20 protein-coding genes and 1 pseudogene are annotated in these 24,576 nt (G+C 60.8%); 9 read left to right on the forward strand and 12 right to left on the reverse strand.

Annotation, left to right across the window (positions count from 1 at the left end):
* The 6 genes from AACY42_RS25065 to AACY42_RS25090 form a co-directional block, all read left to right on the forward strand.
* The coding region (locus tag AACY42_RS25065; protein WP_339483019.1) for a hypothetical protein at nt 1–252 on the forward strand (252 nt) is incomplete at its 5' end.
* Between the two features lie 137 nt (nt 253–389).
* Nucleotides 390–1,058 (forward strand): GntR family transcriptional regulator, encoded by a 669-nt coding sequence (locus tag AACY42_RS25070; protein ID WP_024616528.1) that lies wholly within the window; start codon nt 390–392, stop codon nt 1,056–1,058.
* Nucleotides 1,059–1,136: 78 nt separating this feature from the next.
* Nucleotides 1,137–1,943, forward strand: coding sequence for an ABC transporter substrate-binding protein (locus AACY42_RS25075; RefSeq protein WP_339483021.1), 807 nt, complete (start codon nt 1,137–1,139; stop codon nt 1,941–1,943).
* A 12-nt stretch (nt 1,944–1,955) separates the two neighbouring features.
* Nucleotides 1,956–2,732 carry an amino acid ABC transporter permease gene (locus tag AACY42_RS25080; RefSeq protein WP_339483023.1) on the forward strand — a complete coding sequence of 259 codons (777 nt, stop codon included), beginning with the start codon at nt 1,956–1,958 and terminating at the stop codon, nt 2,730–2,732.
* 2 nt (nt 2,733–2,734) lie between these two features.
* Nucleotides 2,735–3,514: an amino acid ABC transporter ATP-binding protein gene (locus AACY42_RS25085; RefSeq protein ID WP_339483025.1), complete on the forward strand. Its 780-nt coding sequence runs from the start codon at nt 2,735–2,737 to the stop codon at nt 3,512–3,514.
* Between the two features lie 42 nt (nt 3,515–3,556).
* Complete coding sequence (locus AACY42_RS25090; protein ID WP_339483027.1) at nt 3,557–5,167, forward strand: gamma-glutamyltransferase family protein; 1,611 nt, start codon at nt 3,557–3,559, stop codon at nt 5,165–5,167.
* Between the two features lie 9 nt (nt 5,168–5,176).
* Here AACY42_RS25090 and AACY42_RS25095 read toward each other — a convergent pair.
* The 7 genes and pseudogenes from AACY42_RS25095 to AACY42_RS25125 form a co-directional block, all read right to left on the reverse strand.
* Nucleotides 5,177–5,416, reverse strand: a pseudogene (locus AACY42_RS25095) (zinc-binding dehydrogenase); the annotation flags it as partial.
* Nucleotides 5,417–5,506: 90 nt separating this feature from the next.
* Nucleotides 5,507–6,499, reverse strand: a complete 993-nt coding sequence (locus AACY42_RS25100; protein WP_339483029.1) for a LacI family DNA-binding transcriptional regulator — start codon at nt 6,497–6,499, stop codon at nt 5,507–5,509.
* A gap of 75 nt (nt 6,500–6,574) precedes the next feature.
* Entirely contained in the window at nt 6,575–8,077 is a 1,503-nt protein-coding gene (locus tag AACY42_RS25105; protein WP_339483030.1) for a glycoside hydrolase family 32 protein, read from the reverse strand.
* Complete coding sequence (locus AACY42_RS25110; RefSeq protein WP_339483031.1) at nt 8,074–9,219, reverse strand: ABC transporter ATP-binding protein; 1,146 nt, start codon at nt 9,217–9,219, stop codon at nt 8,074–8,076. The genes AACY42_RS25105 and AACY42_RS25110 overlap by 4 nt, the downstream gene beginning before the upstream one ends.
* 31 nt (nt 9,220–9,250) lie before the next feature.
* Nucleotides 9,251–10,093, reverse strand: a complete 843-nt coding sequence (locus AACY42_RS25115; RefSeq protein WP_339483032.1) for a carbohydrate ABC transporter permease — start codon at nt 10,091–10,093, stop codon at nt 9,251–9,253.
* Complete coding sequence (locus AACY42_RS25120; RefSeq protein WP_339483033.1) at nt 10,090–11,055, reverse strand: carbohydrate ABC transporter permease; 966 nt, start codon at nt 11,053–11,055, stop codon at nt 10,090–10,092. Before AACY42_RS25120 ends, AACY42_RS25115 begins: the two co-directional genes overlap by 4 nt.
* A gap of 21 nt (nt 11,056–11,076) precedes the next feature.
* Complete coding sequence (locus AACY42_RS25125) at nt 11,077–12,351, reverse strand: ABC transporter substrate-binding protein (RefSeq protein ID WP_339483034.1); 1,275 nt, start codon at nt 12,349–12,351, stop codon at nt 11,077–11,079.
* A gap of 170 nt (nt 12,352–12,521) precedes the next feature.
* Here AACY42_RS25125 and AACY42_RS25130 point away from each other — a divergent pair, with 170 nt between their 5' ends.
* Nucleotides 12,522–14,078, forward strand: a complete 1,557-nt coding sequence (locus AACY42_RS25130; RefSeq protein WP_339483035.1) for a carbohydrate porin — start codon at nt 12,522–12,524, stop codon at nt 14,076–14,078.
* Between the two features lie 179 nt (nt 14,079–14,257).
* Nucleotides 14,258–15,886 (forward strand): alpha,alpha-trehalase TreA, encoded by a 1,629-nt coding sequence (gene treA, locus AACY42_RS25135; protein WP_339483036.1) that lies wholly within the window; start codon nt 14,258–14,260, stop codon nt 15,884–15,886.
* Nucleotides 15,887–16,026: 140 nt separating this feature from the next.
* Here the strand turns inward: treA and AACY42_RS25140 are convergent, their stop codons facing one another.
* The gene (locus AACY42_RS25140; protein WP_339483037.1) at nt 16,027–16,980 is read right to left on the reverse strand and encodes a GGDEF domain-containing protein; all 954 of its coding nucleotides are present in this window, start codon (nt 16,978–16,980) and stop codon (nt 16,027–16,029) included.
* Nucleotides 16,981–16,983: 3 nt separating this feature from the next.
* Nucleotides 16,984–17,994, reverse strand: coding sequence for a response regulator (locus AACY42_RS25145; RefSeq protein WP_339483038.1), 1,011 nt, complete (start codon nt 17,992–17,994; stop codon nt 16,984–16,986).
* Nucleotides 17,995–18,348: 354 nt separating this feature from the next.
* On the opposite strand from AACY42_RS25145, the gene AACY42_RS25150 reads away from it, so the two are divergent.
* Nucleotides 18,349–20,721: a bifunctional diguanylate cyclase/phosphodiesterase gene (locus tag AACY42_RS25150; protein ID WP_339483039.1), complete on the forward strand. Its 2,373-nt coding sequence runs from the start codon at nt 18,349–18,351 to the stop codon at nt 20,719–20,721.
* A gap of 10 nt (nt 20,722–20,731) precedes the next feature.
* Here the strand turns inward: AACY42_RS25150 and AACY42_RS25155 are convergent, their stop codons facing one another.
* The 3 genes from AACY42_RS25155 to AACY42_RS25165 form a co-directional block, all read right to left on the reverse strand.
* On the reverse strand, nt 20,732–21,169 hold the full coding sequence (locus tag AACY42_RS25155) for a phosphate ABC transporter substrate-binding protein (protein ID WP_339483040.1): 438 nt from the start codon (nt 21,167–21,169) through the stop codon (nt 20,732–20,734).
* 11 nt (nt 21,170–21,180) lie between these two features.
* Nucleotides 21,181–22,419 (reverse strand): porin, encoded by a 1,239-nt coding sequence (locus tag AACY42_RS25160; protein ID WP_339483041.1) that lies wholly within the window; start codon nt 22,417–22,419, stop codon nt 21,181–21,183.
* 92 nt (nt 22,420–22,511) lie between these two features.
* Entirely contained in the window at nt 22,512–24,374 is a 1,863-nt protein-coding gene (locus tag AACY42_RS25165) for an ATP-binding protein (protein ID WP_339483042.1), read from the reverse strand.
* Nucleotides 24,375–24,576: the final 202 nt, after the last annotated feature.

The raw sequence follows: 24,576 nt of genomic DNA on the forward strand, positions 1-24,576 counted from the left end.
GGTTTTTCAAGGGTGGTCAGCGTGAATCAGCTCAAAGGATGGTTCCATCTTTTCGCATCGGGTTCGGCGACGTTTGGGACGCTTCCTATAGGGGAAGGGCGCAATTTCTTAGGAAACGGCCCACACGACGCAAAAATGTCGCTATTAATCCAACAAGCCTTAAGTGAACGGCATTGCGGTGTTACCGAAGCGCCATCCCGCACCCATAAAAGGCAGCCGCTGAGCTGTTTGGTAGCACACCAGGGCGGCTAAGGGCTTAAGCCTGGCAGTCGTTCTCCTCGATTAATTCCTTCAAATCAATCCCTTGCACGATCATGCGTGAGCCTGGCACGCATTCTGCTTTTTTGAATTCATGGATAATTGGATACAAAAATGCAGAAGGTGCTGCCATGCAATTTGCCCCGACTTACGTTGAACGCCCACCGATGACTGCCGAGGAGGAGGCCTACAACTTCCTGCTCGATGCGATTTGTGGCGGTCGGTTACGCAAGGGCGACCGGCTGATTGCCGAGGACATCGCCAACGAGATCGGCATGAGCCGGATGCCGGTGCGCGAAGCCTTTCGCCGTCTGGATGCCCAGGGCCTGGTGACCCTGCGACCCAATCGCGGGGCGATTGTCAGCGGCCTGGACATCGATGAGTTGCACGAAGTCTTCGAGATGCGCAGCGCCCTGGAAGGCCTGGCCGTCCGTGTCGCGACAGCACGAATTGGCGAACGCCAACTGGCTGCCTTGGAGCGACTGCTGGACGAGATGGACGATTACCGCGAGGAAAGCGCCGAGTGGGTCAGCCGCCATCGCGCGTTCCATGAATACCTGTGCAGCCTCAGCGGTCGCCCGCGATTGCTCAAGCAGATCAGCGCGCTCTATTCCCTGATCGAAGCGCCCATGCGCCTGTGGTTGCAGCACGTGGAAAAGCCCCTGAGTGCGCGCCAGGAGCACATGCTGATTCTCGACGCCCTGCGTGCGGGCGATGCCGACAAGGCCGAGGCGGTGGTGCGTGCGCACATCGAAGGCACCGTTCCTGAATTGATCGAGTTCCTGCAATCGAAAAAATAACGAGAGCAGGGGATTAGAACCCTGCCCGTGTTTTGACTTTGAGTACTGCCGTCATTTACTGAACTGGAGTGTCTGGTCATGCATAAGCCTCGCCTGTTGGTTGCCGCTTTATCCTTGGGTTTCTGTGCGCAGTGGGCGGTTGCCGCGCCCGTTGTCCCGGAGCGTTTGCTCAAGGTCGATAAACTCGTCTACTGCTCGGGCATGGATTCGCCGCCGCTGGTGTCCTTTGATGAGGCGCAGAAACCCAAGGGACTGACCGTGGACCTGGGCCTGGAGATCGCCAAGCGCCTGGGCGACAAGAAGGTGGAATGGCGGGTCATTCCCTTTTCCGGATTGCTCCCCGCGTTGTTGGCCCGACAATGCGACATGATCGTCGACCAGCTGTTTGACAAGCCCGAGCGCCGCGAGGTGATCGACATCGTCAACTACATGTATTCCAGCCAGGCGGTGGTGGTGCCCAAGGGCAATCCGAAGGGGCTCAAGACGCTGTCGGACCTTTCCGGACACAAGGTCGCGGTGCTCAACGGTTCCACCATCAAGACCCTGCTCGACACCGAGAACGAAACCCTGGCCAAGGCCGGCAAGCCGCCTATGAAACTGGTGGTCTATAACACCGACACCGATGCCTTCCAGGCCTTGCGCATCAGCCAGGTCGATGCCTATGGCACCACCGTGGAAACCGCCGGTTATTACGCCGCCATGGCACCCGATCTGTTCGAGGAAGGCGTGCCGGCCTTCAGCCGGATTCTCACCGGCCTGGGCATTCGCAAGGACGATCCGCAACTGACGGCTGCCGTGCAGCAGGTCATCGGCGATATGCGCAGCGATGGCAGCTACAGCCAACTGCTTGGCAAATGGCATGTCGCCAGTGACACGCTTGATTGAGGTGAACCGTCGATGAGTTTCAATTGGGATGTGTTCTGGCAGTACTTGTTGCAGCCCAGTGGGGTGTACCTCACCGGGCTCTGGCTGACTTGCCTGATCAGTGTGCTGGCGATGTTGCTGGGCTGTGTCCTCGGGCTGACCGCCGCGCTGCTGCGGTTGTCGAGCAACCCCTTGCTGCATGTGCCGGTGCGTTTTTACGTGTGGCTGATGCGCGGTACGCCGCTGCTGGTGCAGATCGTCTTTCTCTACACCGCACTGGCCGCTGGCGGGATTTTCCGCTTCGAAGACATCGACCTGTTCGGTCTGGTGATCCCCGGCAATATCCAGGCGGCGATCATTGCCCTGGGCCTCAACGAGGGTGCCTACATGGCCGAGATCATCCGCGCGGGCATCGGTGCGGTGGACAAGGGCCAATACGAGGCCGGGCGCTCGCTGGGCATGACCTTCGCCAAACTGATGCGCCGCATTGTCTTGCCCCAGGCGTTCCGGGTCATCGTTCCGCCGCTGGGCAACGAGTTCAACGTGATGCTCAAGAACACCACGCTGGTCAGCGTGATCGGCGTACAGGAATTGCTGCTCAGTACCCAGATGGTCACGTCGGCGACGTTCCGGGTGTTCGAACTGTATCTGGTGGTGGCGATCTACTTCCTGTTGCTGACCACGTTGTGGGGCTTTTTCCAGCGCTGGCTGGAGGCTCGCTTCGGTCAGTCGGACCGGCCCTCGTCACCGCCGCCGGCTTCGACGCGGATGTTCGGTCGTAGCACCCTGAACCTGCTGAGGGGACGTTAACCATGGCGCAAAAAAGCGAAGAGCTGATTATCGAGGCACTGGATGTCCACAAGTCTTTCGGCGAGCTGCAGATCCTCAAAGGCATCTGCCTGCAAGTGCGGCGCGGCGAAGTGGTGGTGCTGATCGGTGCTTCGGGCTCCGGCAAGACCACCTTCATCCGCTGCATCAACTTGCTGGAGGACATCCAGGGCGGGCGCATCCGCGTCAATGGCCGGGCCATGGGCTATCGCGAGCGGGCCGATGGCAGCCTGGTGCGTGAGTCCGAGCGCAACATCGCCCGACAGCGGCGGGACATCGGCATGGTCTTCCAGCGTTTCAACCTGTTCCCCCACATGACGGCCCTGGAAAACATCATCGAGGCGCCGATCCAGGTGCTTGGCGTGACTCGCACCGCAGCGTTGGAGCAGGCCCGCGGCCTGCTGGAGCGGGTCGGCCTGGCGGACAAGGCCGATCACTACCCGTCGATGCTCTCTGGCGGCCAGCAACAGCGGGTGGCGATTGCCCGGGCCCTGGCCATGAAACCCCTGGCCATGCTGTTCGACGAACCCACCAGCGCCCTCGACCCGGAGACTGTCGGCGAGGTGTTGCAAGTGATGAAGGAGTTGGCCGAGGAGGGGATGACCATGGTCGTGGTGACCCATGAAATGGGCTTTGCCCGGGAAGTGGCCGACCGTGTGGTGGTCCTGGACCAGGGCGAACTCATCGAGCAAGGGCCGCCGGAGCAGATTTTCTGTCACCCCATTCATCCTCGTACCCGGGCTTTTCTCAGTCGCGTGTTATGACTTTTCCCGGCCACTGAATTCCTGTATCGAAGAGCCTTCACCATGCTGAAATTTTCTGCCCACGAATATCCTTATCCGTCGCAACGCCAAAGCGTTTTCGCCCGTCGAGGCATGGTCGCCGCGTCCCAGCCCCTGGCTGCCCAGGCGGGCATCGAGATCATGCAAAAGGGTGGCAATGCCATCGACGCCGCCATCGCCACGGCAGCCGCACTGACCGTGGTCGAACCCACCGGCTGTGGCATTGGCGGTGACGCCTTTGCGCTGGTCTGGTGCAAGGGCCAGTTGCACGGCCTCAACGGCAACGGCCATGCACCGGCTGCCTTGAGTATCGAGGCGGTCAAGGCCGCCGGCCACGAGCAGATGCCGCTCTATGGCTGGACACCGGTGACCGTCCCGGGCTGCCCGTCGGCCTGGGCCGAATTGTCCCGACGCTTTGGCAAGCTGCCCTTTGCCGAGCTGCTGCAACCGGCCATCAGCCTGGCGCGGGACGGTTTTGCGCTGTCGCCGGTGGTAGCCCATCAATGGCAGGGCGCGATGAACGAGTTCACGCCCCATCGTGATGCCGTCCTGGAGGCCTGGTTCGCTACCTTTCTGATCGACGGCCGGGCACCACGGGCCGGGGAGGTTTTTCGCAACCCGGCTCAGGCGCGCACCCTCCAGGAGTTGGCCGACACCCGCTGCGAGAGCCTGTATCGCGGTGCGTTGGCCGAGCGCCTGGACGCCCACTCCCGGGCCAGCGGCGGCTATCTGCGGGCCTCGGACCTCAAGGATTATCGCGCCCAGTGGGTGGACCCCATCCACGTCAATTACCGAGGCGTGGATGTCTGGGAAATCCCGCCGAGCGGGCAGGGCCTGGTGGCCTTGATGGCTTTGAAGATATTGGAAGGCTTCGACTTCGATCACCGTGACAGCCAACAGACCTGGCATCGCCAACTGGAAGCGATGAAGTTGGCCTACAGCGACGGCCTGCACTACATCACCGATCCTTTGCACATGCGCGTGGCGGTGGCTGACCTGCTCAGCGATGACTACAGTGCCCACCGTCGTCGGCAGATCGGCGAACAGGCCCAACCGCCTGCGCCCGGCAACCCCCACGCCAGCGGCACGGTGTACCTGGCGACCGCGGATGGGGAGGGCAATATGGTCTCGTTCATCCAGAGCAACTACCACGGGTTTGGCTCCGGCGTGGTGCTGCCCGACAGCGGTATAGCTTTGCAGAATCGTGGGCAGGAATTCAGCCTTGATCCGACCCACGTCAACGGCCTGGCCCCGGGCAAGAAGACCTTCCATACCATCATTCCCGGTTTCCTCACCCGCAATGGCGAGGCCCTTGGCCCGTTCGGCGTGATGGGCGGCTACATGCAGCCCCAGGGGCATGTGCAGATGGTCATGAACCTGGTGGATTTCGGCCTGAACCCGCAAGCGGCGCTGGATGCACCGCGCTGGCAATGGCTGGGGGCGATGAAGGTCGGGATCGAGCACGGGGCCTCACGGGACCTGGCCAATGCCCTGGCGCGACGGGGGCATGAGGTTCAGATCGCCAGCGACCTGACCGACTATGGCCGCGGCCAGATCATCCTGCGCGACCCGGTCAGTGGTGTGCTGTGCGGTGGGACCGAACCCCGGGCGGATTCGCATATTGCTGTGTGGTGATGAACGGTTTTACCCAGCGGCCATTCCTGAGTGAATCTTGATGACGACCTTGCCCTTGGACCGTCCTTGTTCTACGTAGCCCAGGACATCGGCCGTGGCGTCGAAGGGAAAGGATCGGTCAAGTACCGGCTTGATGCTGCCGGACTCGACGAGCGTGGTGATCTCGCGCAGTTGAGGACCACTGATACGCATGAACACGAAGGCGTAGCTGACACCTTTTCGGCGGGCCTTTCGGCGTATACCGCGGCTCATCGAAAACACGCTGGCCGCGCTCGGATCATCGCGGCGCTGCCGCCGGCCAAGCAGCCTTGAGGGCGGGGGGGCGGATGCCGATTGGCGTTATAGCGACGCCCTGACCACCAACGGGCAATCCACCGGCTGGGTGCCCGATACCTCGAGGTTCTCGATCAGGTGACGGGCCGCCTGGCGTCCGATCTCGTAGTACGGCAGTTGTACCGTGGTCAGTGGAGGGACGAACAGTTCGGCGATGCCGATCATATTGTCATAGCCGAGCACCGCGACATCGCCGGGAATTTTCAGGCCGCGCCCCAACAACAGCTGATAGGCGCAAAAGGCGATGCGATCGTTGCCGCAGACCAGGATGTCGAATTGCGGACGGCCATCAACGATGTGTCGGTCGAGAATGGCGGCGGTTTCGCTATAGGCGTCGTGATCGGAAAGGTCGTACTGCAGCAGTGCTTCAGGTGCCAGCCCGACGGCCTGACAGGCGCGTTTCAGGCCTTGTTGGCGCAGGCTCCAGGCAAGACTCTTCCTGGGCAAATTGATACACAGCGGGCGTCGGTAGCCTTGGCTCAACGCCTGCTGCATGGCTCGATGCTGCCCGGCTTCATCATCCGGCACATAACTGACCAGGCGGCTGTCATCGGCCAGGCAGTTGGCGAGCACCAGCGGTTTACTCTTGAGTCGCTCGGGAATGCTCACCTGGCGCAATCCCATGGCACTGAAGATCAGCCCGTCGGGGCGGTGCGACAGCATCAGGTCGATGTTCTGGTCGGTGGGCGGGTTGCTCAACAGGTTGAGGATGAAGACGTTCCAGCCTGCCTGCTGCGCGGTCTGTTCGATGGACAGCAGCAACTCGACGGCGAACGGCGTGGTCGCGGTGTCCAGTGCGAAGACACCGATGGTGCGCGCCTGCAGGTTGTCGCCGCGCATTCTGCGCGCCGACAGGCTCGGTACGAATTGCAGTTCCTCAATGGCGTGACGTACCCGCTGAAGGGTTTCGGGGCTCAGTTTTTCCGGCGTGTTGAGCGCGCGCGAAACCGTCATCAGGGATACGCCGGCCAGTTGTGCAACGTCTTTCACGGAAGTCATGCGAAGTGCGGCCAGTCAGGTTGACGCAGAATCATGACACAGGCCCTGGGCTTCTCGCGACTCGAATGACGGTACTCACAGCCAGCCCGAGTCCAGCGGCCACGCCTTGGGAATGGCGACGCACCCGCCAGTGCCGTTTGCCAACAGCTTCACCCCGAGGCTGTCGGGCCGCGGATAGAGGCGGCTGCTGAAGCTGAAGCGGCCGTTTTCCTCAAACACCTCGATGGACGAGCGATCGAGAAATACCCGCAGGTGCAATTGCGTTTGCGTCGGTTCGATCGACACGCTGCGTTGACCGCTCACTTGCGCACCCGAGCGGCTGCGATCGAGTACCAGGCGTTGCAGTGACGCGTCGTAATAAAGCAGGGTTTGTTCCTGCTCATCGGCACTGCAGCGCAAGGCGATGCCCAGGTGGCCTTCGGTGCAGCCGAGCAGATCCAGATGCACATGAATTTCCAGCCTGTCGCCATTCACTTGCGGCACCCAGCGGCTGCCCGACTCGCCCCACGGTGCGATGCTCGGCAGCGGCGCCTGGCGCAGCGCGGTCAGTTCCCGTGCCGGAAACACGCCCAGGCGATCGCCCTGCAGTTGCAGCTCGCGGGGCAAGCCGAGCATGCCGCACCAGTGATGGGGCTGGCTCGGCATCGGGCTTTCCCACATGTCCAGCCAGGCCCACACCAGGCGCCGACCATCGGCGGCCTCCAACGTTTGCGCGGCATAGAAATCGTGACCGTTGTCCAGTTCGATGAACGGCCCGCCGGTGAAGTGCCATTCGCTGTCGAGCCGGCCAATGCGATAACCGGTCTGGTACTTGTTGAGGCGTTCGTAACCTTCGGGCTGCATGCCCTGGGGGGAGTACAGCAGCACGTCACGCCCGTTGAGGCGAAACAGGTCCGGGCATTCCCACATGTAGCCATCGCCCTCATTACCGCTGGACACGTAGTTGAGGAACTCCCAGGTGTGCAGGTCGGTGGAGCGGTAAAGCGGCAGCAGCGGTTTGTCGCCCAGGCGGGCGCCGGCAATCAGGTACCAATAGCCGTCCTCCTGCCAGACCTTGGGGTCGCGAAAGTGCATGATCGTTTCTTGCGGCGCGTCCTCGATGACGGCGCCATGCTTGACGAACCGGATGCCGTCGTCACTGGTGGCCAGGCATTGGACCTGGCGGATAAAGCGCTCGTCACCCACTTCTCCCAGCCAGGTATGCCCGGTGTAGATCAGCGCCAGGGTGTCGCCACACACCACCGCGCTACCGGAAAAACAACCGTGACGGTCGAAGTCATCGCCTGGCGCCAGGGCCAGGGGCAGATGCTGCCAATGGACCAGGTCGGTGCTCTTGGCGTGGCCCCAATACATCGGCCCCCATTTGGCATCGAAAGGGTGGTGCTGGTAGAACACGTGATATTCGCCACGGAAAAACACCACCCCGTTAGGGTCGTTCATCCAGCCCGCGACAGGTGCCAGGTGATAGTCAGGTCGATAGTCGTCGATGACGCGAGGCTGACCTTCACTCAGCGCCTGTTGCGCACGTTCAAGGGGGGAGAGCATGGGGGCGTTCATGGCATTCACAGACACAGTCATAGGGCGCCTGCTTTAGGCGAGCGCTGCGGGACGTCCTCCGGGAGGACTTCAATAACAGCAGGATGGCGTCTCAAGGCCGTGCCATCGGCATCGAACAGGTGCAGGCTGCCGAACGCCAGTTGCAGTTCAACCCGATCGCCCACGTGCCATCCGGCGTTGACCTCGCAGCGACAGATCAAGGGTTCATCCTCGCCTGATTCCAGGTGCACGTAGGTTTCGCTGCCCAGGTATTCGACCCCGACCACGACGACCCCAGCGCTGCCTTGCGCCGCTTTGAGCGACACGTGTTCCGGGCGAATCCCCAGGGTCAGTGGGCTGTTCGCCGCCAGGTGGGCGCTGTCGAAGGGCAGGGGCGTCATGCCCAATAAAGGGCTGTCGATCTGGCTGGTTTCGCCAGGGGTATGCAGGCGTGCCGGCAGAAAGTTCATCTTGGGCGAGCCGAGGAAACCGGCGACAAAGCGGCTGGCCGGGTGCTCATAGAGTTCGCGCGGCGAGCCGACCTGCTCGATGCGGCCGCCATTGAGCACGACAATCTTGTCGGCCAGGGTCATCGCTTCAACCTGGTCGTGGGTCACGTAGATCATGGTCGAGCCCAGTCGCCCATGCAGCCGGGCGATTTCGTTGCGCATCTGCACGCGCAGTGAGGCGTCGAGGTTGGACAGCGGCTCGTCGAACAACAGGATGTCCGGTTCCCGCGCCATGGCCCGACCCATGGCCACCCGCTGGCGCTGTCCACCCGACAGTTCCCGTGGCTTGCGCTGCAGCAGCTTATCCAGCTGCAGGATTTGCGCGGTTTTCAGCACCCGCTCGCGCAGGCTGGTCTTTTCGGTCTTGGCCAGTTTGAGGCCGAAGCTGATGTTGTCGTAGACGCTCATGTGCGGGTACAGCGCATAGGACTGAAACACCATGCCAACGCCACGCTCACGTGGTTCCAGGTCATTGACCCGGCGTCCGTCGATCAGCAGGTCTCCGCCACAGATCGAATCCAGTCCGGCGATCAGCCGCAGCAAGGTCGATTTTCCGCAACCCGAAGGGCCGACGAAAACCACGAATTCACCTGCCGAGATCTCCAGGCTGACGTCGCGAAGAATGCGTGCGCCGCCCAATTGTTTGTTCACGTTGTCCAGCTTCAACTTGATCACGATGCTGTTCCTTTCTTGTTTGTGTTGGGCCTCAACCCTTTAACGCACCGGCAGTGAGGCCGGAAACGATGCGGCGCTGGAAGATCAGCACCAGAATCACCAATGGGACGGTGACCAGCACCGACGCCGCCATCAACAAACCCCAAGGCAGTTCATGGGGGCTGCCGCCGGAAATCAGCGCGATGGCGACCGGGACCGTGCGTTGCGAGTCGGTCAGGGTGAAGGTCAGGGCAAACAGGAACTCGTTCCAGGCGGCGATGAAGGCCAAAAGGCCCGTGGTGACCAGTGCCGGCCAGAGCAGCGGCAGCAGCACGCGGGTCAGCGTGACCCAGGGTGACGCACCGTCCATGATCGCGGCCTCTTCCAGCTCATGAGGCAGTTGCCCCATAAAGGTGGTCAGCACCCAGACGGTGAAGGGCAGGGTGAAAATCGTGTAGCTCAGGATCAACGCCCAAGACGAGTTGTACAGGCCCAGGGCACGGATCACTTCGAACAATCCCGACAGCACCGCGACTTGTGGAAACATCGAGACGCCCAGGACCATCATCAACACCACGCCGCGTCCGCGAAACTTCACGCGGCCCAGGGCATAGGCGGCGGTCAGGCTGAGGAACAACGCCAGCGCGACCACGCTCAGCGCAACCACCAGCGAGTTGCCGATGGCCCGCAGGAACGAGGCCTGGCTCAGCACAGCGGCATAGTTGGAGAAGTCGGGGTTGTCGATCCAGTAGCTCACCTGGAACAAGGCGCTGGACGGCTTCAGCGACGTTACGATGGCGTAGTAGAACGGGAAGACCGCATACAGCAGCAAGATCCCGATCAGGCACCAGAAGCCGAGACGCAGCAGGGTTTTTTTCAGCAGGCGCGGGCTCATGAGCGGACCTCCAGTTGACGGCGGCCGAGGTACAGGTAAGCCATGGCGATTACCGCCACGACCAGAAACAGCAAGGTCGAAGCAGCGCTGCCATAACCGACGTCCTGGAATTCCACCAGGTGCTGGCGGGCATAGACCGACATGCTCATGGTGCTGGATGAGTTCGAGGTCAACACATAGATGACGTCGAACACCCGCAAGGAATCGAGAATGCGAAAGATCGCCGCCACCAGCAATGCCGGCATCAGCAGCGGCAGCGTGACCCACCAGAACACTTTCACTGGGTGAATGCCATCGACCCTGGCGGCTTCGTAGCAGTCGCTGGGCAACATCTGCAAGGCCGCCAGCATCAGCAGCGTGACGAAAGGCACGGTCTTCCAGACGTCGACGATGATCACTGCCCACATCGACAGGTCCGCATCGGCTGTCCAGGCCAGGGGCGCATCGATCAGGCCGAGGCTCAGCATCAGGTGATTGATGATGCCGAACTGGTCGTTGAGCATCCATGACCAGATTTTCGCCGAGACGATGGTCGGGATCGCCCATGGGATCAGGATCAACGCCCGCACCAAGGCGCGTCCGGTGAACTTGACGTTCAGCAGCAAGGCCACGAGCAGCCCCAGTACGATTTCCAAACCGACCGACACCACGGTGAAATGCAAGGTGTTGCGTACCGCATTCCACCACTGTGGATCGACCAGAATGCCCGACCAGCCGGCGCTGCTGTGGAACAGATAGTTGCTCAAGCCGACAAAGGTTGCATCGCCCGTGTCGGCCAGGCTGGCGTCGGTCAGGCTGAACCAGAATGTGCGCAGCAGCGGCCAGGCGGCCACCAGGGCCAGGCACAGTAACATCGGGCTCAGGAACAGCCACGCGGCGCGAACGCGACGGCGTTGTACCGGCGTTTCCCGGGTGAGCAGGAGCTCGTCGTCGCCGGGGGCGAGCGTAGTGGAGACAGACATGGTGATTTCCTTCCTTGTGGCTTACCAGTTCCGGCGTTTGATGCGCGTGAGTTCGCTTTCCAGTTCGGCCAGCGCCTGATCGACCGGCCGTTCACCCGCCAGCACGCCATGCACTTGATCGAAGAACGCATTGGAGACCCGTGGATAGCGGTCGGCGGTGATTGACGCGGGGCGCATGACCCCATCGTTGAGGATGCTGCGCAGTTGGCTGTAGTAAGGCATGGCCGCGAGCAACTCGGGATCCTGGTACAGCGACTCGATCACCGGGTTATAGGCGCCAACCAAGGCGCGGTGTTTCTGCTGTTGAGCGCTGCTCAGGTAGCTCACCAGTTCTGCGGCGAGCTTGGGGTTGGCGCTGTAGCGCGACACCGCCAGGCCCCAGCCGCCGAGAGTGGACGCATGGGTGCCCGTCGCGCCGCCGCGGGGCAGGGGCGCAACGCCGACCTTGTCTTTCACCGCGCTGTCCTGGCTCTGCACCAGGGCCCAGACATAAGGCCAGTTACGCATGAACAGCGCATTGCCTGACTGGAAGACGCCGCGTCCTTCTTCCTCGGTGTAATTGAGTACGCCACGGGGGGCGATGTCTCCCACCCAGCTTTTGGCCAAGGTCAACGCCGTTCTTGAGGCCTGGCTGTTGACCACGATGTCACCTTGCGCATTGACCAGCCCGCCTTGCGGCTGGCTGCTGATCCACTCCAGTGCGTTACACGTCAGGCCTTCGTAGGCGCGCCCCTGGAATACATAACCCCAAGCATTGGCGTTCCCGGCATCGCGCTCGGCCTGTTGGACAGTCCTGGCGGTAGCGGTCATTTCTTCCCAGGTCTGGGGCACGGGCTTGTTGTACTTATCGAGCAGGTCCTTGCGGTAATACAGCAACCCCGAGTCGGTGAACCACGGCATGGTCACCAGGCGCCCGTTCACCGTGGCGTTGTCCACCTGGGCCTGGAAGTAACCCTGGGTCGCGTTGGCAGGAAGTACCTCGCGCAGGTCCATCAAGTGCCTGGCCAGCATTCCCGGCCACACCATATCGATCTGGATGATGTCGATGTCGCTGGATTGCGCACTGAGGATCTGCTGGTAGAACGACAGCCGCTCGGTCGCCGAGTTAGGCGTGGAAACCACTTCGACGCTGTTGCCGGTCTGCTTCGACCACGCCTCGACGGCCTCCTTGCATAGCTGCAACTCAGCGCCCACGGCGCCGCAGGAAATCGTCAGGTTGGCGGCTGTGGAGAGGGACGGAAACCCGACGCAAAGGCCGAGCAGTGCCGCTGGAAGGAGCGATTTTAGCTGTTTCATAAAGCCCTCTTTATTTTTGTTTTTAGAAAAGTTAACGTTAACATCGCCAAATGTAGCAGTGTATTTGCGATGAGGCATCCTTTTTTTCCTTAGGTTTGACAATCCAGAACTTGGGCGAAAAAGGCCGGTCGTGGCAACAGAACAATAAAAACAAAACAGGGAAAAATCACATGCAAAAAGCATCAAGCTGGCTATTCGCAAGCGTGCTCGGCGCCTCGGCGGCCACTTCTCAGGCCGCAACTCTGGAAGAGCGCATGGCCGCGTTCGAGGCCCGTGCCAGCGCAGCGGAGAAACGTGCCGCCGCCGCCGAACAACAAACCCAGGCACTCGCCAGGGAATTGCAGCAACTCAAACTCGCCACGCCCGCCATGCAACCGGTGGTGTCCGCTGCTACGGTCCCCACGCTCGATGCTCGCCTGGCAAAACTCGAAGCCAGCCAGCAAAGCACGGAGAAGCAGGGCAGTGTTGCACACCTTACCGACGGCTTCAGCTTCAAGGGCTACGCCCGCTCCGGGTTGCTGATCAATGATGGGTTGGGCGGTGGTCGTGGCGGTCCGTACACGACACCGGCGGGTTCTGTGGGGGGCGCTGTCGGGCGACTCGGCAACGAGGACGACACCTACATGCGCATCGACCTGTCGAAAGAGATGTACGCGCAGAACGGCACGCGCTCCAAGTTCACGGTTTCCATCGCCGATGGTGTGGAAAGTACCAACGATTGGACCGCCGATGAAAGCAACCTGAACGTACGCCAGGTGTTTACCGAACTCGATCACCTGGCAGCATTCAAGGGCAACCCGATGTTCGAAAATTCTACCCTGTGGGCCGGCAAGCGCTTCGACAGGGACAATTTCGACATCCACTGGCTGGACTCTGACGTCGTCTATCTGGCCGGCACCGGCGGTGGCATCTACGATGTGCAGATGAACAAGAACTGGCGCTCGAACTACTCACTGATCGGTCGCAACTACGGGGACTTCAGCGAGGGTGGCGTCAATGCCGATGTGGAAAGCTACATCCTGACGTCCAACCAGTTTTTCGACGGTGGCCAGTGGCAGTGGATGTTCAACGCCATCGGCTCGAAGAAAAACGACTTTAGCACCCGTTCCAATGAAGCGGGGCTGACGCCGGCCGATTCCGGCTTGCACAGCATGGTTGCCAATCACCAGAAGACCTTTTTCGGCCGCGAAGGCTTCTTCAAGACGGCGCTGCTTTATGGTCAGGGGTTGGGGGCTGAGGTCAAGAACATTGGCGCGGATGGCGAACTGATCGACGAGGCTCGTGCCCTGCGTCTGGCGCTCTACGGCGAGACCCCTATAGCGTCCGGCTGGCGCATTGGCCCCAGCCTGCTGGCTGAGCAAAGCAAGGATCGCTACGTCAAGGGCGACGACTACCGTTGGATGACCCTGAACGTGCGGTTGGCCAACGAAATCAACAGCAATTTCGAGATGGCCTACGAGATGAGCTGGCAAACCATGCAGCTGGACCCCAAGGGCTATCTGCAACGCAATGCGGTCGACGGTAACTTCTGGAAGTTCACGGTCGCCCCGACCTTCAAGCCCGACCTGGGCGATCTGCTCACGCGTCCTGAGCTACGCCTGTTCGCCAGCGTCATGAACTGGTCATCGGACTTGGACAGGTACAGCACCACGGACTCCTTCGGCAAGACTGACTTTAACGCCGGCGGTGTCTGGCAGTACGGCATCCAGATGGAAACCTGGTTCTGATGCCAGTCAGTTGAAACCTGTGGGCGCTTGCTCGCGATAGCGGTGGATCAGCCTGGATAGGTGTTGGATGCGCTGCCGTCATCGCGAACCCTTGGGCTTATCGACGCTCATTTAATGAACCCAGGTCCATCCCGGCAGGTCACTCGTTTGTCAGGAACGAAAACAGGATGGACCCTCTGATGCGACCTATTGACCTCGCCAGCCTCTCCTTTACCACGCTGCTGTGCGTGGCATGTTCAAGTCAACCGCCCGCTACATGGAGCTACGCAGACGCCCAAGGACGGGCCAATCTCCCCCCCGACCAGGCCTATCCCGAGCTCTTTGAAGCGGTGCAACGCAAGCAGGTGTTCACTGACCAGAAGCATTTCGTGGACGCACTGCCCAACCGTGATCCAGCGCAGATCCGCGCTGATTACCTGGCCCGTCGTAACGGCGATGGCTTCGATATCAAGGCCTTCGTGAAAGACAACTTCATCGACTCCGGCGAAGCCGAAAGCCCGGCACCCAAGCCCGGCGTTCCGATCAAGGAACACATCGATAGCCTCTGGCCGGTGTTAAGTCGATCCTACCGCCAGGTGCCGGCCTACAGCAGTTTGTTGCCCTTGCCACAGCCCTACGTAGTACCAGGCGGACGCTTTCGCGAGATGTACTACTGGGATTCGTATTTCACCATGCTGGGGCTCGAGAAAAGCGGTGATAAGGCGCAGGTCCGCCAGATGATCGACAACTTTGCCTACATGATCGACACCTACGGTCACATTCCCAACGGCAATCGCACCTACTACCTGACCCGATCGCAGCCGCCGTTCTTTGCTTATATGGTGGCGTTGCAGGCGCGTATCGAAGGTGATCAGGCTTATGGGCGATACCTGCCACAGTTGCAGAAAGAATATGCCTACTGGATGGAAGGCGCCCAGGCGCTCCAGCCCGGCACGGCCGCCCGGCACGTGGTCAAGTTCGCCGATGGCAGTGTTCTGAACCGCTATTGGGATGCCAGTCCGACGCCTCGACAGGAGTCCTGGCTGCAAGATGTCAAGACCGCCGAGCAGGCGCCAGACCGACCCAAGCAGGACGTTTGGCGTGACTTGCGCGCTGGTGCCGAAAGCGGCTGGGACTTTAGCTCTCGCTGGTTGGACGATAGCCAGAGCCTGGCGACCATACGCACCACATCCATTGTGCCAGTGGACCTCAACAGCCTGATTTACCATCTCGAGCAAACCATCGCCAAAGCCTGCGAGACCATTGAGAACACGCCATGCGTCCAGGCTTACAGCCGGCGCGCGGAGCGGCGCCAGCGGGCCATCGAGCAACGCTTGTGGAATGCCGACAGGGGGGTCTACGTGGATTACGATTGGCAACGCAACCAGCAACGCCAGCAGCTTACCGCCGCTACGCTTTTCCCGCTGTATACGGGCTTGGCCTCCGTCGAGCATGCCCATCGCACTGCCGATGCGGTACGCGACGGCCTGTTGCGTCCTGGGGGCATCGCCACCACCCAGGTCAGTAATGGCCAACAGTGGGATGAGCCCAATGGCTGGGCACCGTTGCAATGGATCGCGGTGGAAGGGCTGGACCGCTACCGGCACACTGCCTTGGCCCAGCAAATTGGCAGTCGCTTTCAGCAGCAAGTCGAAAACCTCTACCGCAAGGAAAACAAGCTGGTGGAGAAATACGACCTGTCCGGGCGCGGCGCCGGCGGGGGAGGTGGCGAATATGAATTGCAGGATGGCTTCGGCTGGACAAACGGGGTGACGCTAAAGCTGCTGGGCAAATATGGTGAAGCTTCCCCAAGGCTTGTTGGTGAGTGAGTGGCAGATCCAATGTGGGAGCGAGCCTGCTCGCGACCTTCAATGCTGCAGAACCACCGGTATCGCGAGCAAGCACACTCCCACAGGGGATGTGTGGTTGGCATCAAGCCTCATCATCACCTCAGAGCCAAGTGGGCTCGCTATTCATGGAGCGTCACCCGGTTGCGCCCGGTCTTCTTCGACGTATACAGCGCCTGGTCCGCCCTGGCGATCAGATCGGTGTGGCTGTTCGAGGGTTGGCTCAGGTCGGCCACGCCCAGGCTGATGGTAAAACGGATGTGCTGGTCGTTGTACACCACCTCCAGCGCCTCCACGGAGTGCCGCATGCGTTCGGCAAAAGTGAGCGCACCGCTGCTGTCGGTATCCGAAAGCACTACGCCAAACTCTTCACCGCCATACCGCCCGACCACATCGGAGTCGCGTGCATGCTCGCGTAGCAGTCGGGCGACGTGTTCGATGACCTTGTCGCCGGCCTGGTGACCGTAGGTGTCGTTGACCCGCTTGAAGTGGTCGATGTCGAGCATCACCAGACTCAACGCGTTGCCGTAGCGCTGATGCCGGGCATAGGCGGCTTTCAGGTTGCCCTCCCAGTGACCGCGGTTGTACAACCCCGTCAGTCGATCGGTGCTGGAGAGTTGTTGCAGCTGTGCATTGGCGGTCTGGAGCTGATGCCGGTTGGTGGCGACATCGGTGACGTCATAGATCACCAGGCAGATATGCTTGATGGTGTTGTCGGGCGAGCGCAGTGGCAGCAGCGTGGTGTTCTGGTACATGAAGGCTTCCTGGCCGGTGATTGGCTGGTAGCTCTTGAACCGAATCAGGTACGGGCGCTGTTCCCAGACCGTGAACGCCGGCGTGCCCAGGGTCGCGACACTTTCCACCTTGCGGCTGAACCATTGGCGATCGATTTCAGGGAACAGACTGAAAAAATGCTGATTGTGGGCATCCTTGGGCTGCACCCCGGAGCGGTTCTCCATGAAGGTGTTCCAGACCTGCACACGGTACTCGCGGTCGAGCACCACAACACCGACGTCGATGCTCTGAACGATGGCCAGCAACCAGTGAAATTCGTTCAGATCGATGGAGTCGGTCATGGCTCAGCTCATCAGGTAGGCGAGTTTGTGGGTCAACCGTTCGATGGAGTCTTCCGTGAACAGCAGCAACAGGTCGAAGCGAATATCGTGTCCTTCCAGGCTGTAGCTGATTTCCACCGCGAGGGTCTTTTTCCAATGCTTGCGGTTGACCTGGATCAGCTCTTCGATGGCCGCGTGTTGGCCGAGAATCTGCGGATGGCCCTGGGAAAACACCACATCGATCTGTTCGGCAATGCTGCTCAGGCACGCACCGATCAAGACGCTGGAAAGGTCCAGCAACATTTCCAGGTCCGAATAGTCGGCGCTCTCGCGCTGCATCAATTGCGCGATGTCGGCGATTTCCGAGTCATGGAATATCAGCAGGGCCTCGCCGGCGATTCCGCTGCCGATGAACCCCTGGCAAATCGCCGTGAGCTGCTGGGAGCTGCCGACGTCGTTGAGCGTCATATGCAGCTCCCCGACCTCGAGGATGTTCACGTTCGGCACCGGCAACTGCACAAAGACCCCCAATACCTTGGCGATCAGGGCCGCCGCCCGGCCGATGGCGACGTTGACTGTCTCGCGGAATACATCATGAAAGCTGATGGCCGCGTTCGTGGCAGAACGATTCTGCAGTGGCACCTGGTCGGATTGGGCCAGTAGCCCCACTCGGATGAGGGTCTGGCGCAGTTCGTTTTCGTCGAAAGGTTTTTTCAGGAACGCCAGCGCGCCCAGCTCAAGCACGCGGCGCACCGCCTCGTCCTGGACGTCACCGGAAATCACGATGACTTGCGCCTTCAATCCCTCGGCGTGCAAGGCGCTCAACACCTGGTAGCCATCCATCTCCGGCATGGTCAGGTCGAGCAGCACCACTTGCCCCAGGCCTTGGCGTATGGCGTCCATGGCCTGGCGCCCGTTGGCCGCCTCGGTGACCGAAACCGGCCAGTCTGTCGGCAGCGCGCGCAACACCTGTTTGCGCGCCATGTTGGAGTCGTCACACACAACCAGGGGAATCAACGACACAGGGGCATCCATTGGCGTTCAATGGCAGGGGAGGTCCTAGGTACATCATTCATAGGCTGGCAGGGGCCCTTTGATTAACGAACGGGATTTATCAGGCATTGCGTCCTGCATGAGAGACCAGCAGGGTACCGTTGTATTAAAAACTGGACCAATAAGTCAGGGGCGTCAACTGCACTTTGTCATGACAACCGCCGCAAGGCCACGGTCGGCGTGTCGATTGGCAGTGGCAGGCAGCGTTTGTGGTCTATAGTTTTCTGCAGGTCCGGAACCCTTCTGTGGCGGCGATCAGGAACCACGGACGCCTCGCAGCGTTGCCGCGTCGGATATCCGCAGGCCGTCAGCAGTGAACAATGCAGGGAGCACACCATGGCGATCCAACGGGCGAGTGTCTTGATGTCGGCCCAGGATGTCGCCCAGCCTGAAAACACCCTGTCCGATGCGACGAGCAATCTGTTTCGGCGCCGCTTCGACCAGGCCAAGGAAGCCTACATTCTGTTCCCGCTGCTGACGGTTCTCCTGCTGTCGGTCATCTGGGCGGGCACCTTGTACCTGATCAAGGTCGAACAGGCCCGCGCGCAGCAGGGCATCGCCGAGGTGAGCCTGGAAATCGGCGCCACCTACGAGGCGCAGATCCTGCGGGCGGTGCGTGAAATCGACCAGACCCTCAAGCTCGTCAAGTACACCTACGAGTCCGGACGCGAGACAAACCCGCTGCCCAAGCTCAAGGCACGTGCCTTGCTGCCTTCACCTTATTTGTTTGACGTCAGCGTGGTCGATTCCAGTGGTCTGGTCGTCGCTAGCACCCAGTCGAGCGAGGTCGGAAACCGGATCGCCAAGGATGAGCTGCAAACGGTGGGGCGTGACACTGTACTGTCGATCAGCCGCCTGTGGAAAAGCCCGGTGACGGGGGAGTGGAAGTTGCGTTTCAGCCGGCGGCTTGACGCCGGGGATGGCGCGTTCGCCGGGATCGCCATGGTCGAAGTCGACGCGGCCTATTTCGTCAGCAGTTATGACGCCTCCAAGCTTGGCAATCACGGCTTGCTCGGCCTGCTGGGCATCGACGGTGTCTTTCGGGCACGCCGCAGTGGGGAGGCGATATCGGCCGGCGACAAGGTCAATTATGCCGCCGTGGTGCCGGACACCGAAAACACGGAAGCCGTACGCTCGATCAATGGATTGGACGGTGTGCGGCGCTACATTAGCGCCCGTCAGCTCTACGATTTTCCGTTGGCGGTGATTGTTGGCTTATCCGAGGAAGAACAACTGGCCGTGGTGAAGCAGCAAGCGCGTACCTATCTCTGGCGGGCCGCGGGCGGGAGCCTGTTGCTGGTGTTGTTGGCGGGGCTGCTCGCCCGGATGAGCTGGCAACTGGTGCAAAGCCGCTTGCGCGCTGGCGAAGCGAAAATTGCCTACGCTGAAAATGTCGAGTATCTGGCCTATCACGACGGCCTTACGGCATTGCCCAATCGCAGCCAATTCAGCAAGCTGTTGAGCCAGAGCATCAGCCAGGCAAGCCGTTATCATCGGCAACTGGCGGTACTGTTCCTTGACCTCGACCGCTTCAAGCAAGTCAACGATACGCTTGGGCACGATGCCGGCGATCAGTTGCTCAAGGAGGTTGCGCTGCGACTCAAGGCGTGTCTGCGCATCAGCGATACGGTGGCCCGATTGGGCGGTGACGAATTCGTGATCCTGCTGCCGGAGCTGTCCGATGACAAGGACGTGGCAACCACTGCTCAGAAAATCCTTGGCGCCATTGCCCGGCCCTTCAACCTCCAGGGCCAGGAGTTCCGGGTGACCGCCAGTGTCGGCATCAGTGTGTTTCCACAGGATGGCCTGGACGAGCAGACACTCAAGAAAAACGCCGATATCGCGATGTACCAGGCCAAGCAATGCGGCAAGAACAACTTCCAGTTCTACTCCGCGAAGCTGAACGCGGACTCACTGGAACGGTTGACGCTGGAGCTGAGCTTGCGCCACGCGCTGGAGCGCCACGAGTTCCAGCTTCACTACCAGGCCAAGCGAGATATCGGCAGTGGCCGCATTACTGGCATGGAAGCGCTCCTGCGCTGGAATCATCCGGACCTGGGTATCGTGGCACCGATGCAATTCATCCCCGTCGCGGAAGAGACCGGTTTGATCGTGCCGATCGGCAAGTGGGTACTCAAGACTGCCTGCCAGCAAAACGTGGCCTGGCAGCAACAGGGGTTGTCGCGGCTGGGAGTCGCCGTGAACCTCACGGCACGGCAGTTTGCCGATGAGAACCTGCTCACGGACCTGGCTGAGATATTGGCCGAAACCGGTATGGATGCGCGTCTGCTGGAGCTGGAAATCGCCGAGAGCCTGCTCATGCAGGACGTCAAAAGAGCGTTGAGTGTGTTGACCGGGCTCAAACACCTGAAGGTCCGCATCGCCATCGATGATTTCGGCATTGGCTATTCTTCGCTCTCTGCCCTCGAGCAGTTTCCGCTCGACGTCATCAAGATCGACCGCTCGTGTATCTGCGATACCAGCAGTGGGTCGGAAGACAAAGCCTTGACCGAGGCCATTATCGCCATGGGCAGGACCCTCAGCCTGACCGTGGTGGCCCAAGGCGTGGAAACCAAGGCGCAGGCCGATTTCCTGCGCGACAATGCCTGCGACGAATTCCAGGGTTTTTACTTCAACAAACCGGTTCCTGCCGATCAGTTCAAGGTGTTGCTGCAAGCCCAGGCGGCTGACACGGATCCTGATACGTAAAGGCCCGTGCTTATTGCGGGTCAAGCGGCAGCACCCTGACGCTGCCGTCCACCGCCCGGGCATCGATATAGCCAATGGTGCCGGGGTTCTCTGCAACACGCTTCTTGACCTGCGCGCCGCTTGAAACAGCCTGGGGCGGTTGGCCTCTGCCGGTAAAGATGATTTTCGACCAGTGCGCCTTGAGCTGGGATGCGGACTTGCCTGTGAACGTTATGTAGAACTCGTCGCGGGTCGGCGAATCTTCCGTTAGGTCGATGGGAATTGCCTGTCCGCCGTCGGGGAAACGACTGGTCTTGCCCAGGAAAATATCCGCCACCTGATTGGGCGCGAGCGCTTTCACCGGGCTGGACGTAGCGACGACCACGACCACCTCGGCCTTGACGGCAGCGCTGGCTGCGCACAGGGCGAGCCCCGCTACGGCGAATCCGATGAGCCTCACAAACCCCATGGCCTGCTCCATCAGAATACAAAATCGACAGCTAGGCTGATGACGTTGAGCGAGCCCCCCGACGTGAAGTCCGGTTGGGGGTTGATCAACGGACCGACCGAGTTGCCCTTGAAACGTGTGTGATCGTATTGCAATTTGGCGTCCATGTTCTTGGTGAAATCCCAGCGCACGCCAAGGGAAAGGGTCTGTTGGCCTTCATTTGAGCCCAGGACAGAGTTGAGCGCACCGTTGAGCTGCTCGGCAACCCCCGCCAGGGCGGGCGGCAAGGCCGATGTCGTCAAACCCGGGCTGGAGACTTCTGTTTCGGTCCTGGACCGAGCGTAGGTGACATAGGGGGTGAACGCTGCAACGCGGTACCCGCCGCTGATGTACCAGCCACTGGTCCTGCCCAGGCCGGAACGGCTATCTAGACGCCCCCATTCGCTCATGACGAACCAATCGCCCGGATCATAGCTGGCGCCTACTCCAAAGAATTCGACGGGCGTGTCATCGGAGTCGTAGCGATCGGCGATGGCGATGCCTTCGGCACCGAACTCCCTGAACGTATCGAAGAGTGAATTGAACGGCTCCAGGGTCAGGTCGGCTTTCATGAAGGTGATGCGCGTGGTCAGCACGCCGAACTCAGTGGTGTTGGTGACCCCCCAGAAATTCCTCGTCAGTACCTTGCCGGCGCCGTCAGCCTGACGGGTGTCGTTCTGGCCGTAGTGCGCCTGCACTGTATTGGTGATTTCATCGACGCGAAACCGGTAGCTGCCATCGATGCCGTCGCTGCTGGAAATCGGCATCAGGCTGTAGACCTCCATGGGCGCACGCACCCAGGGTAGGGTGTAGCCCACTTTTCGAGTGTCGGAGACCAGGAAAGTCGGCAATACGGTACGGCCAATGCGGGCGTTGAAGTCCGGCGTGAACTGGTACTTGATGTTGGCCCACTCGACAAAGGGGCGGTAGCTGTTGTCGTAGCGCTGCTCTGAAATGACCTGCACCACGGCCGACAGCTGCGGGGTGAACGTGGCGGTCAGTTGGGCACCGATCAGGCTGTCGACGTCGGCGCTCCAGTTGCGTGAGTGACCTGCGCCGTTGGGTTTGAAGATACTGGAGGTGAAGTCGGCTTTTTTCTGGCTGGAGTGAACGATCCCCACCGTGCCGAAGCTGCTCAACGAGAACATCGACGTATCGGCTGTGTCGGCGCTGGCCCCTCCGGCGTACAGCGTTACGACGGCCAGGGCCAGTGTATTGGGTCTTGTCGCCATAGGGTCAACGAGACCTCGTTGTATGGATCGCCATTCGTCTGTTCCTTGTAACGTTGGCTGAAACTGCGCGCTACCACGCACCGAAGCGTAGTCTAGATCGCCAATTTGAGCGTAAAGGTCGCCCCCGTTCCCGGGCCATCGCTGCGGGCCTCCAGCGAACCACCCATCTCCATGGCCGCCAGGACGCAGCTGTGCAGGCCAAAACCATGGCCATCCTTGCGCGTGGTAAAGCCATGGGCAAAAATTCGCGTCAGGTTCTCGGGCGCGATGCCTTCGCCATTGTCGATGACCTTGATCTCCAGTGTGTCTCCCTGGTGCATCTCACTCTGAAGGATGATTTGATGGGCAAGCTCCGGTCTGTCATCCATCGCCCTGCTGGCGTTTTTTATCAAATTGACCAGGATCAGCAGCACCCGGTGCTTGTCCAGTAGCAACAAGGGCGTTTCGGCAAAGTTTCGCACCACGGTTATCCGGCGCGCCGCGATGATGCCGGCGTTCATGCGCAGGGCATCCTCGATCAGTTCCTTTATCTGCACGGTTTCGGCAATGCTGGAGGTGCCCGCATACGATTGCTGGGCGGCGACGATTTCCTTGATGTGATCAACGCTTTTAGTCAGCAAGCCGAGTTCTTCGGTCATGCTCTGTTGCTCGACTGCAAGCGCGTCCACCAGTTGGTTCAGGTAGCCGGGCAGCAGCTTGCCTTTTTCGTCGTAGGAGATGAAGTCGCCGAGATCCTCGGCATGCTCGTTCATCATTTGCACCGCCTTGCCGAGCCCCAAGGCCTTGCTGGTACGCAGCTTGCGGGTGACCAGGTCGGCGGAGATATTCACGCTGTTGAGCACATTGCCCACGTTGTGCAGGACGTTGGTGGCGATTTCCGCCATGCCGGCCTGACGCGCGGCCGCGGCCAGTTGCGTCTGGGCTTCGGCGGCGCGCAAACGGCTTTGCGCCAGTTGCCAGCTCATCCGGGCGAGCAGGCTCACCAACAACACCAGCACCAGGCTGCCGCCCGCGGCCCGCCAGAGATAGGTACGCGCTTGCAGGTTCACCGCGGCCAGTTGTTCTTCCTCGGACAACCCGACAATCACCGCCAGCGGAAAGTCGTAAAGCTGACGGGCACTGGTGTAGCGCCTCACCCCGTCCCATCCATTGACCGAGAGCACGGCCTCGGTGTTTTCAGCGTCCGGCACTACGGCGCTGTAATCGACCGTGTCGCCGGCCCGTACCGTCTCCCCGGTGCGCCGTACGCGGAAGATGCCGTCGGTGCCAAGGAGTCCGAGCGCACCCTGGTCGCCGAGTTTCGAAGCGTCGTAGCTGCTGACGAAATAGGCAGCATCGACCTCGACCCTGGCGATCCCGGCAAGCCTGCCATCCGCCGCGTCGAGTCGCCGACTGAAGCGCAGACGCCATTCTCCAGCGACTGGGCTTTTCCACGGATGACTGATGGACAGTGAGTCGCTGTGCCGCAGCGTTTGCTGCTCATCCGGGTCAGCGATGTTTTCCCGGTTGTTGACCCGCGTGCTCGCCACGAGCCTGCCGTCCGGGTTGACCACGCTGACGTCAAACACCAAGGCCGGCGGCAACAAGGCCCGCTCCTGGAGCCGACGCAGGGGATTGGGCTCGCCCTCGGCCTCGTAGGTGTATTTGACCAGCTTGAGGGTTTGATCGATTTCGTGAATGGCGCGCAACATTTGCGCTTCGTAGGTGGCGCCCATCTCCAGGCTCGCCGTCGCGGCGCTCTGCTGCGCGCGGACATGTTCAACCTTGATCAGGTACAGGGTAGCGGTCCAGATGGCCAGCAACAGCAGCGCGGCCAGCAGCGGGAACAGAATGTAGGCTTCCTTGGCCTGGTCGAAGCCGAACCGAAACACGCCGGCCTCGGTATTGCCATCCATCTCTGCATGATGGGCAGGGCCAGGGGCCAACCTCAGTGTCTCAGGTCGCTGGATCGGCATGGTGTGCTCCCTGCATTGTTCACTACCGAAGGCTGGTGGGCATCCGACTCGGTTACAGCTCGAGGGGGTGTTGCTCCTATGGCCCGAGCGAAACTCTGGATCTGTCAGGAACTATAGACCACAAACTCTGTATGCCATTATGTGAACAGGGAGGTTGTGTGGCGCAGGGAGGCGCTTGTGCTCGTTGGAGGCTGTAGGCGTT

Source organism: Pseudomonas sp. RL_5y_Pfl2_73 (assembly GCF_963970515.1).
Taxonomy (GTDB): domain Bacteria; phylum Pseudomonadota; class Gammaproteobacteria; order Pseudomonadales; family Pseudomonadaceae; genus Aquipseudomonas.

Excerpts from the sequence above, each read along its gene's own strand:
- AACY42_RS25080 (WP_339483023.1), top strand. The coding sequence starts at position 1,956 with ATGAGTTTCAATTGGGATGTGTTCTGGCAGTACTTGTTGCAGCCCAGT.
- AACY42_RS25165 (WP_339483042.1), bottom strand. The coding sequence starts at position 24,374 with ATGCCGATCCAGCGACCTGAGACACTGAGGTTGGCCCCTGGCCCTGCC.
- treA (WP_339483036.1), top strand. The coding sequence starts at position 14,258 with ATGCGACCTATTGACCTCGCCAGCCTCTCCTTTACCACGCTGCTGTGC.
- AACY42_RS25155 (WP_339483040.1), bottom strand. The coding sequence starts at position 21,169 with ATGGGGTTTGTGAGGCTCATCGGATTCGCCGTAGCGGGGCTCGCCCTG.
- AACY42_RS25120 (WP_339483033.1), bottom strand. The coding sequence starts at position 11,055 with ATGTCTGTCTCCACTACGCTCGCCCCCGGCGACGACGAGCTCCTGCTC.
- AACY42_RS25140 (WP_339483037.1), bottom strand. The coding sequence starts at position 16,980 with ATGACCGACTCCATCGATCTGAACGAATTTCACTGGTTGCTGGCCATC.
- AACY42_RS25160 (WP_339483041.1), bottom strand. The coding sequence starts at position 22,419 with ATGGCGACAAGACCCAATACACTGGCCCTGGCCGTCGTAACGCTGTAC.
- AACY42_RS25090 (WP_339483027.1), top strand. The coding sequence starts at position 3,557 with ATGCTGAAATTTTCTGCCCACGAATATCCTTATCCGTCGCAACGCCAA.
- AACY42_RS25125 (WP_339483034.1), bottom strand. The coding sequence starts at position 12,351 with ATGAAACAGCTAAAATCGCTCCTTCCAGCGGCACTGCTCGGCCTTTGC.
- AACY42_RS25085 (WP_339483025.1), top strand. The coding sequence starts at position 2,735 with ATGGCGCAAAAAAGCGAAGAGCTGATTATCGAGGCACTGGATGTCCAC.
- AACY42_RS25115 (WP_339483032.1), bottom strand. The coding sequence starts at position 10,093 with ATGAGCCCGCGCCTGCTGAAAAAAACCCTGCTGCGTCTCGGCTTCTGG.
- AACY42_RS25130 (WP_339483035.1), top strand. The coding sequence starts at position 12,522 with ATGCAAAAAGCATCAAGCTGGCTATTCGCAAGCGTGCTCGGCGCCTCG.
- AACY42_RS25075 (WP_339483021.1), top strand. The coding sequence starts at position 1,137 with ATGCATAAGCCTCGCCTGTTGGTTGCCGCTTTATCCTTGGGTTTCTGT.
- AACY42_RS25100 (WP_339483029.1), bottom strand. The coding sequence starts at position 6,499 with ATGACTTCCGTGAAAGACGTTGCACAACTGGCCGGCGTATCCCTGATG.
- AACY42_RS25145 (WP_339483038.1), bottom strand. The coding sequence starts at position 17,994 with ATGGATGCCCCTGTGTCGTTGATTCCCCTGGTTGTGTGTGACGACTCC.
- AACY42_RS25070 (WP_024616528.1), top strand. The coding sequence starts at position 390 with ATGCAATTTGCCCCGACTTACGTTGAACGCCCACCGATGACTGCCGAG.
- AACY42_RS25105 (WP_339483030.1), bottom strand. The coding sequence starts at position 8,077 with ATGACTGTGTCTGTGAATGCCATGAACGCCCCCATGCTCTCCCCCCTT.
- AACY42_RS25150 (WP_339483039.1), top strand. The coding sequence starts at position 18,349 with ATGGCGATCCAACGGGCGAGTGTCTTGATGTCGGCCCAGGATGTCGCC.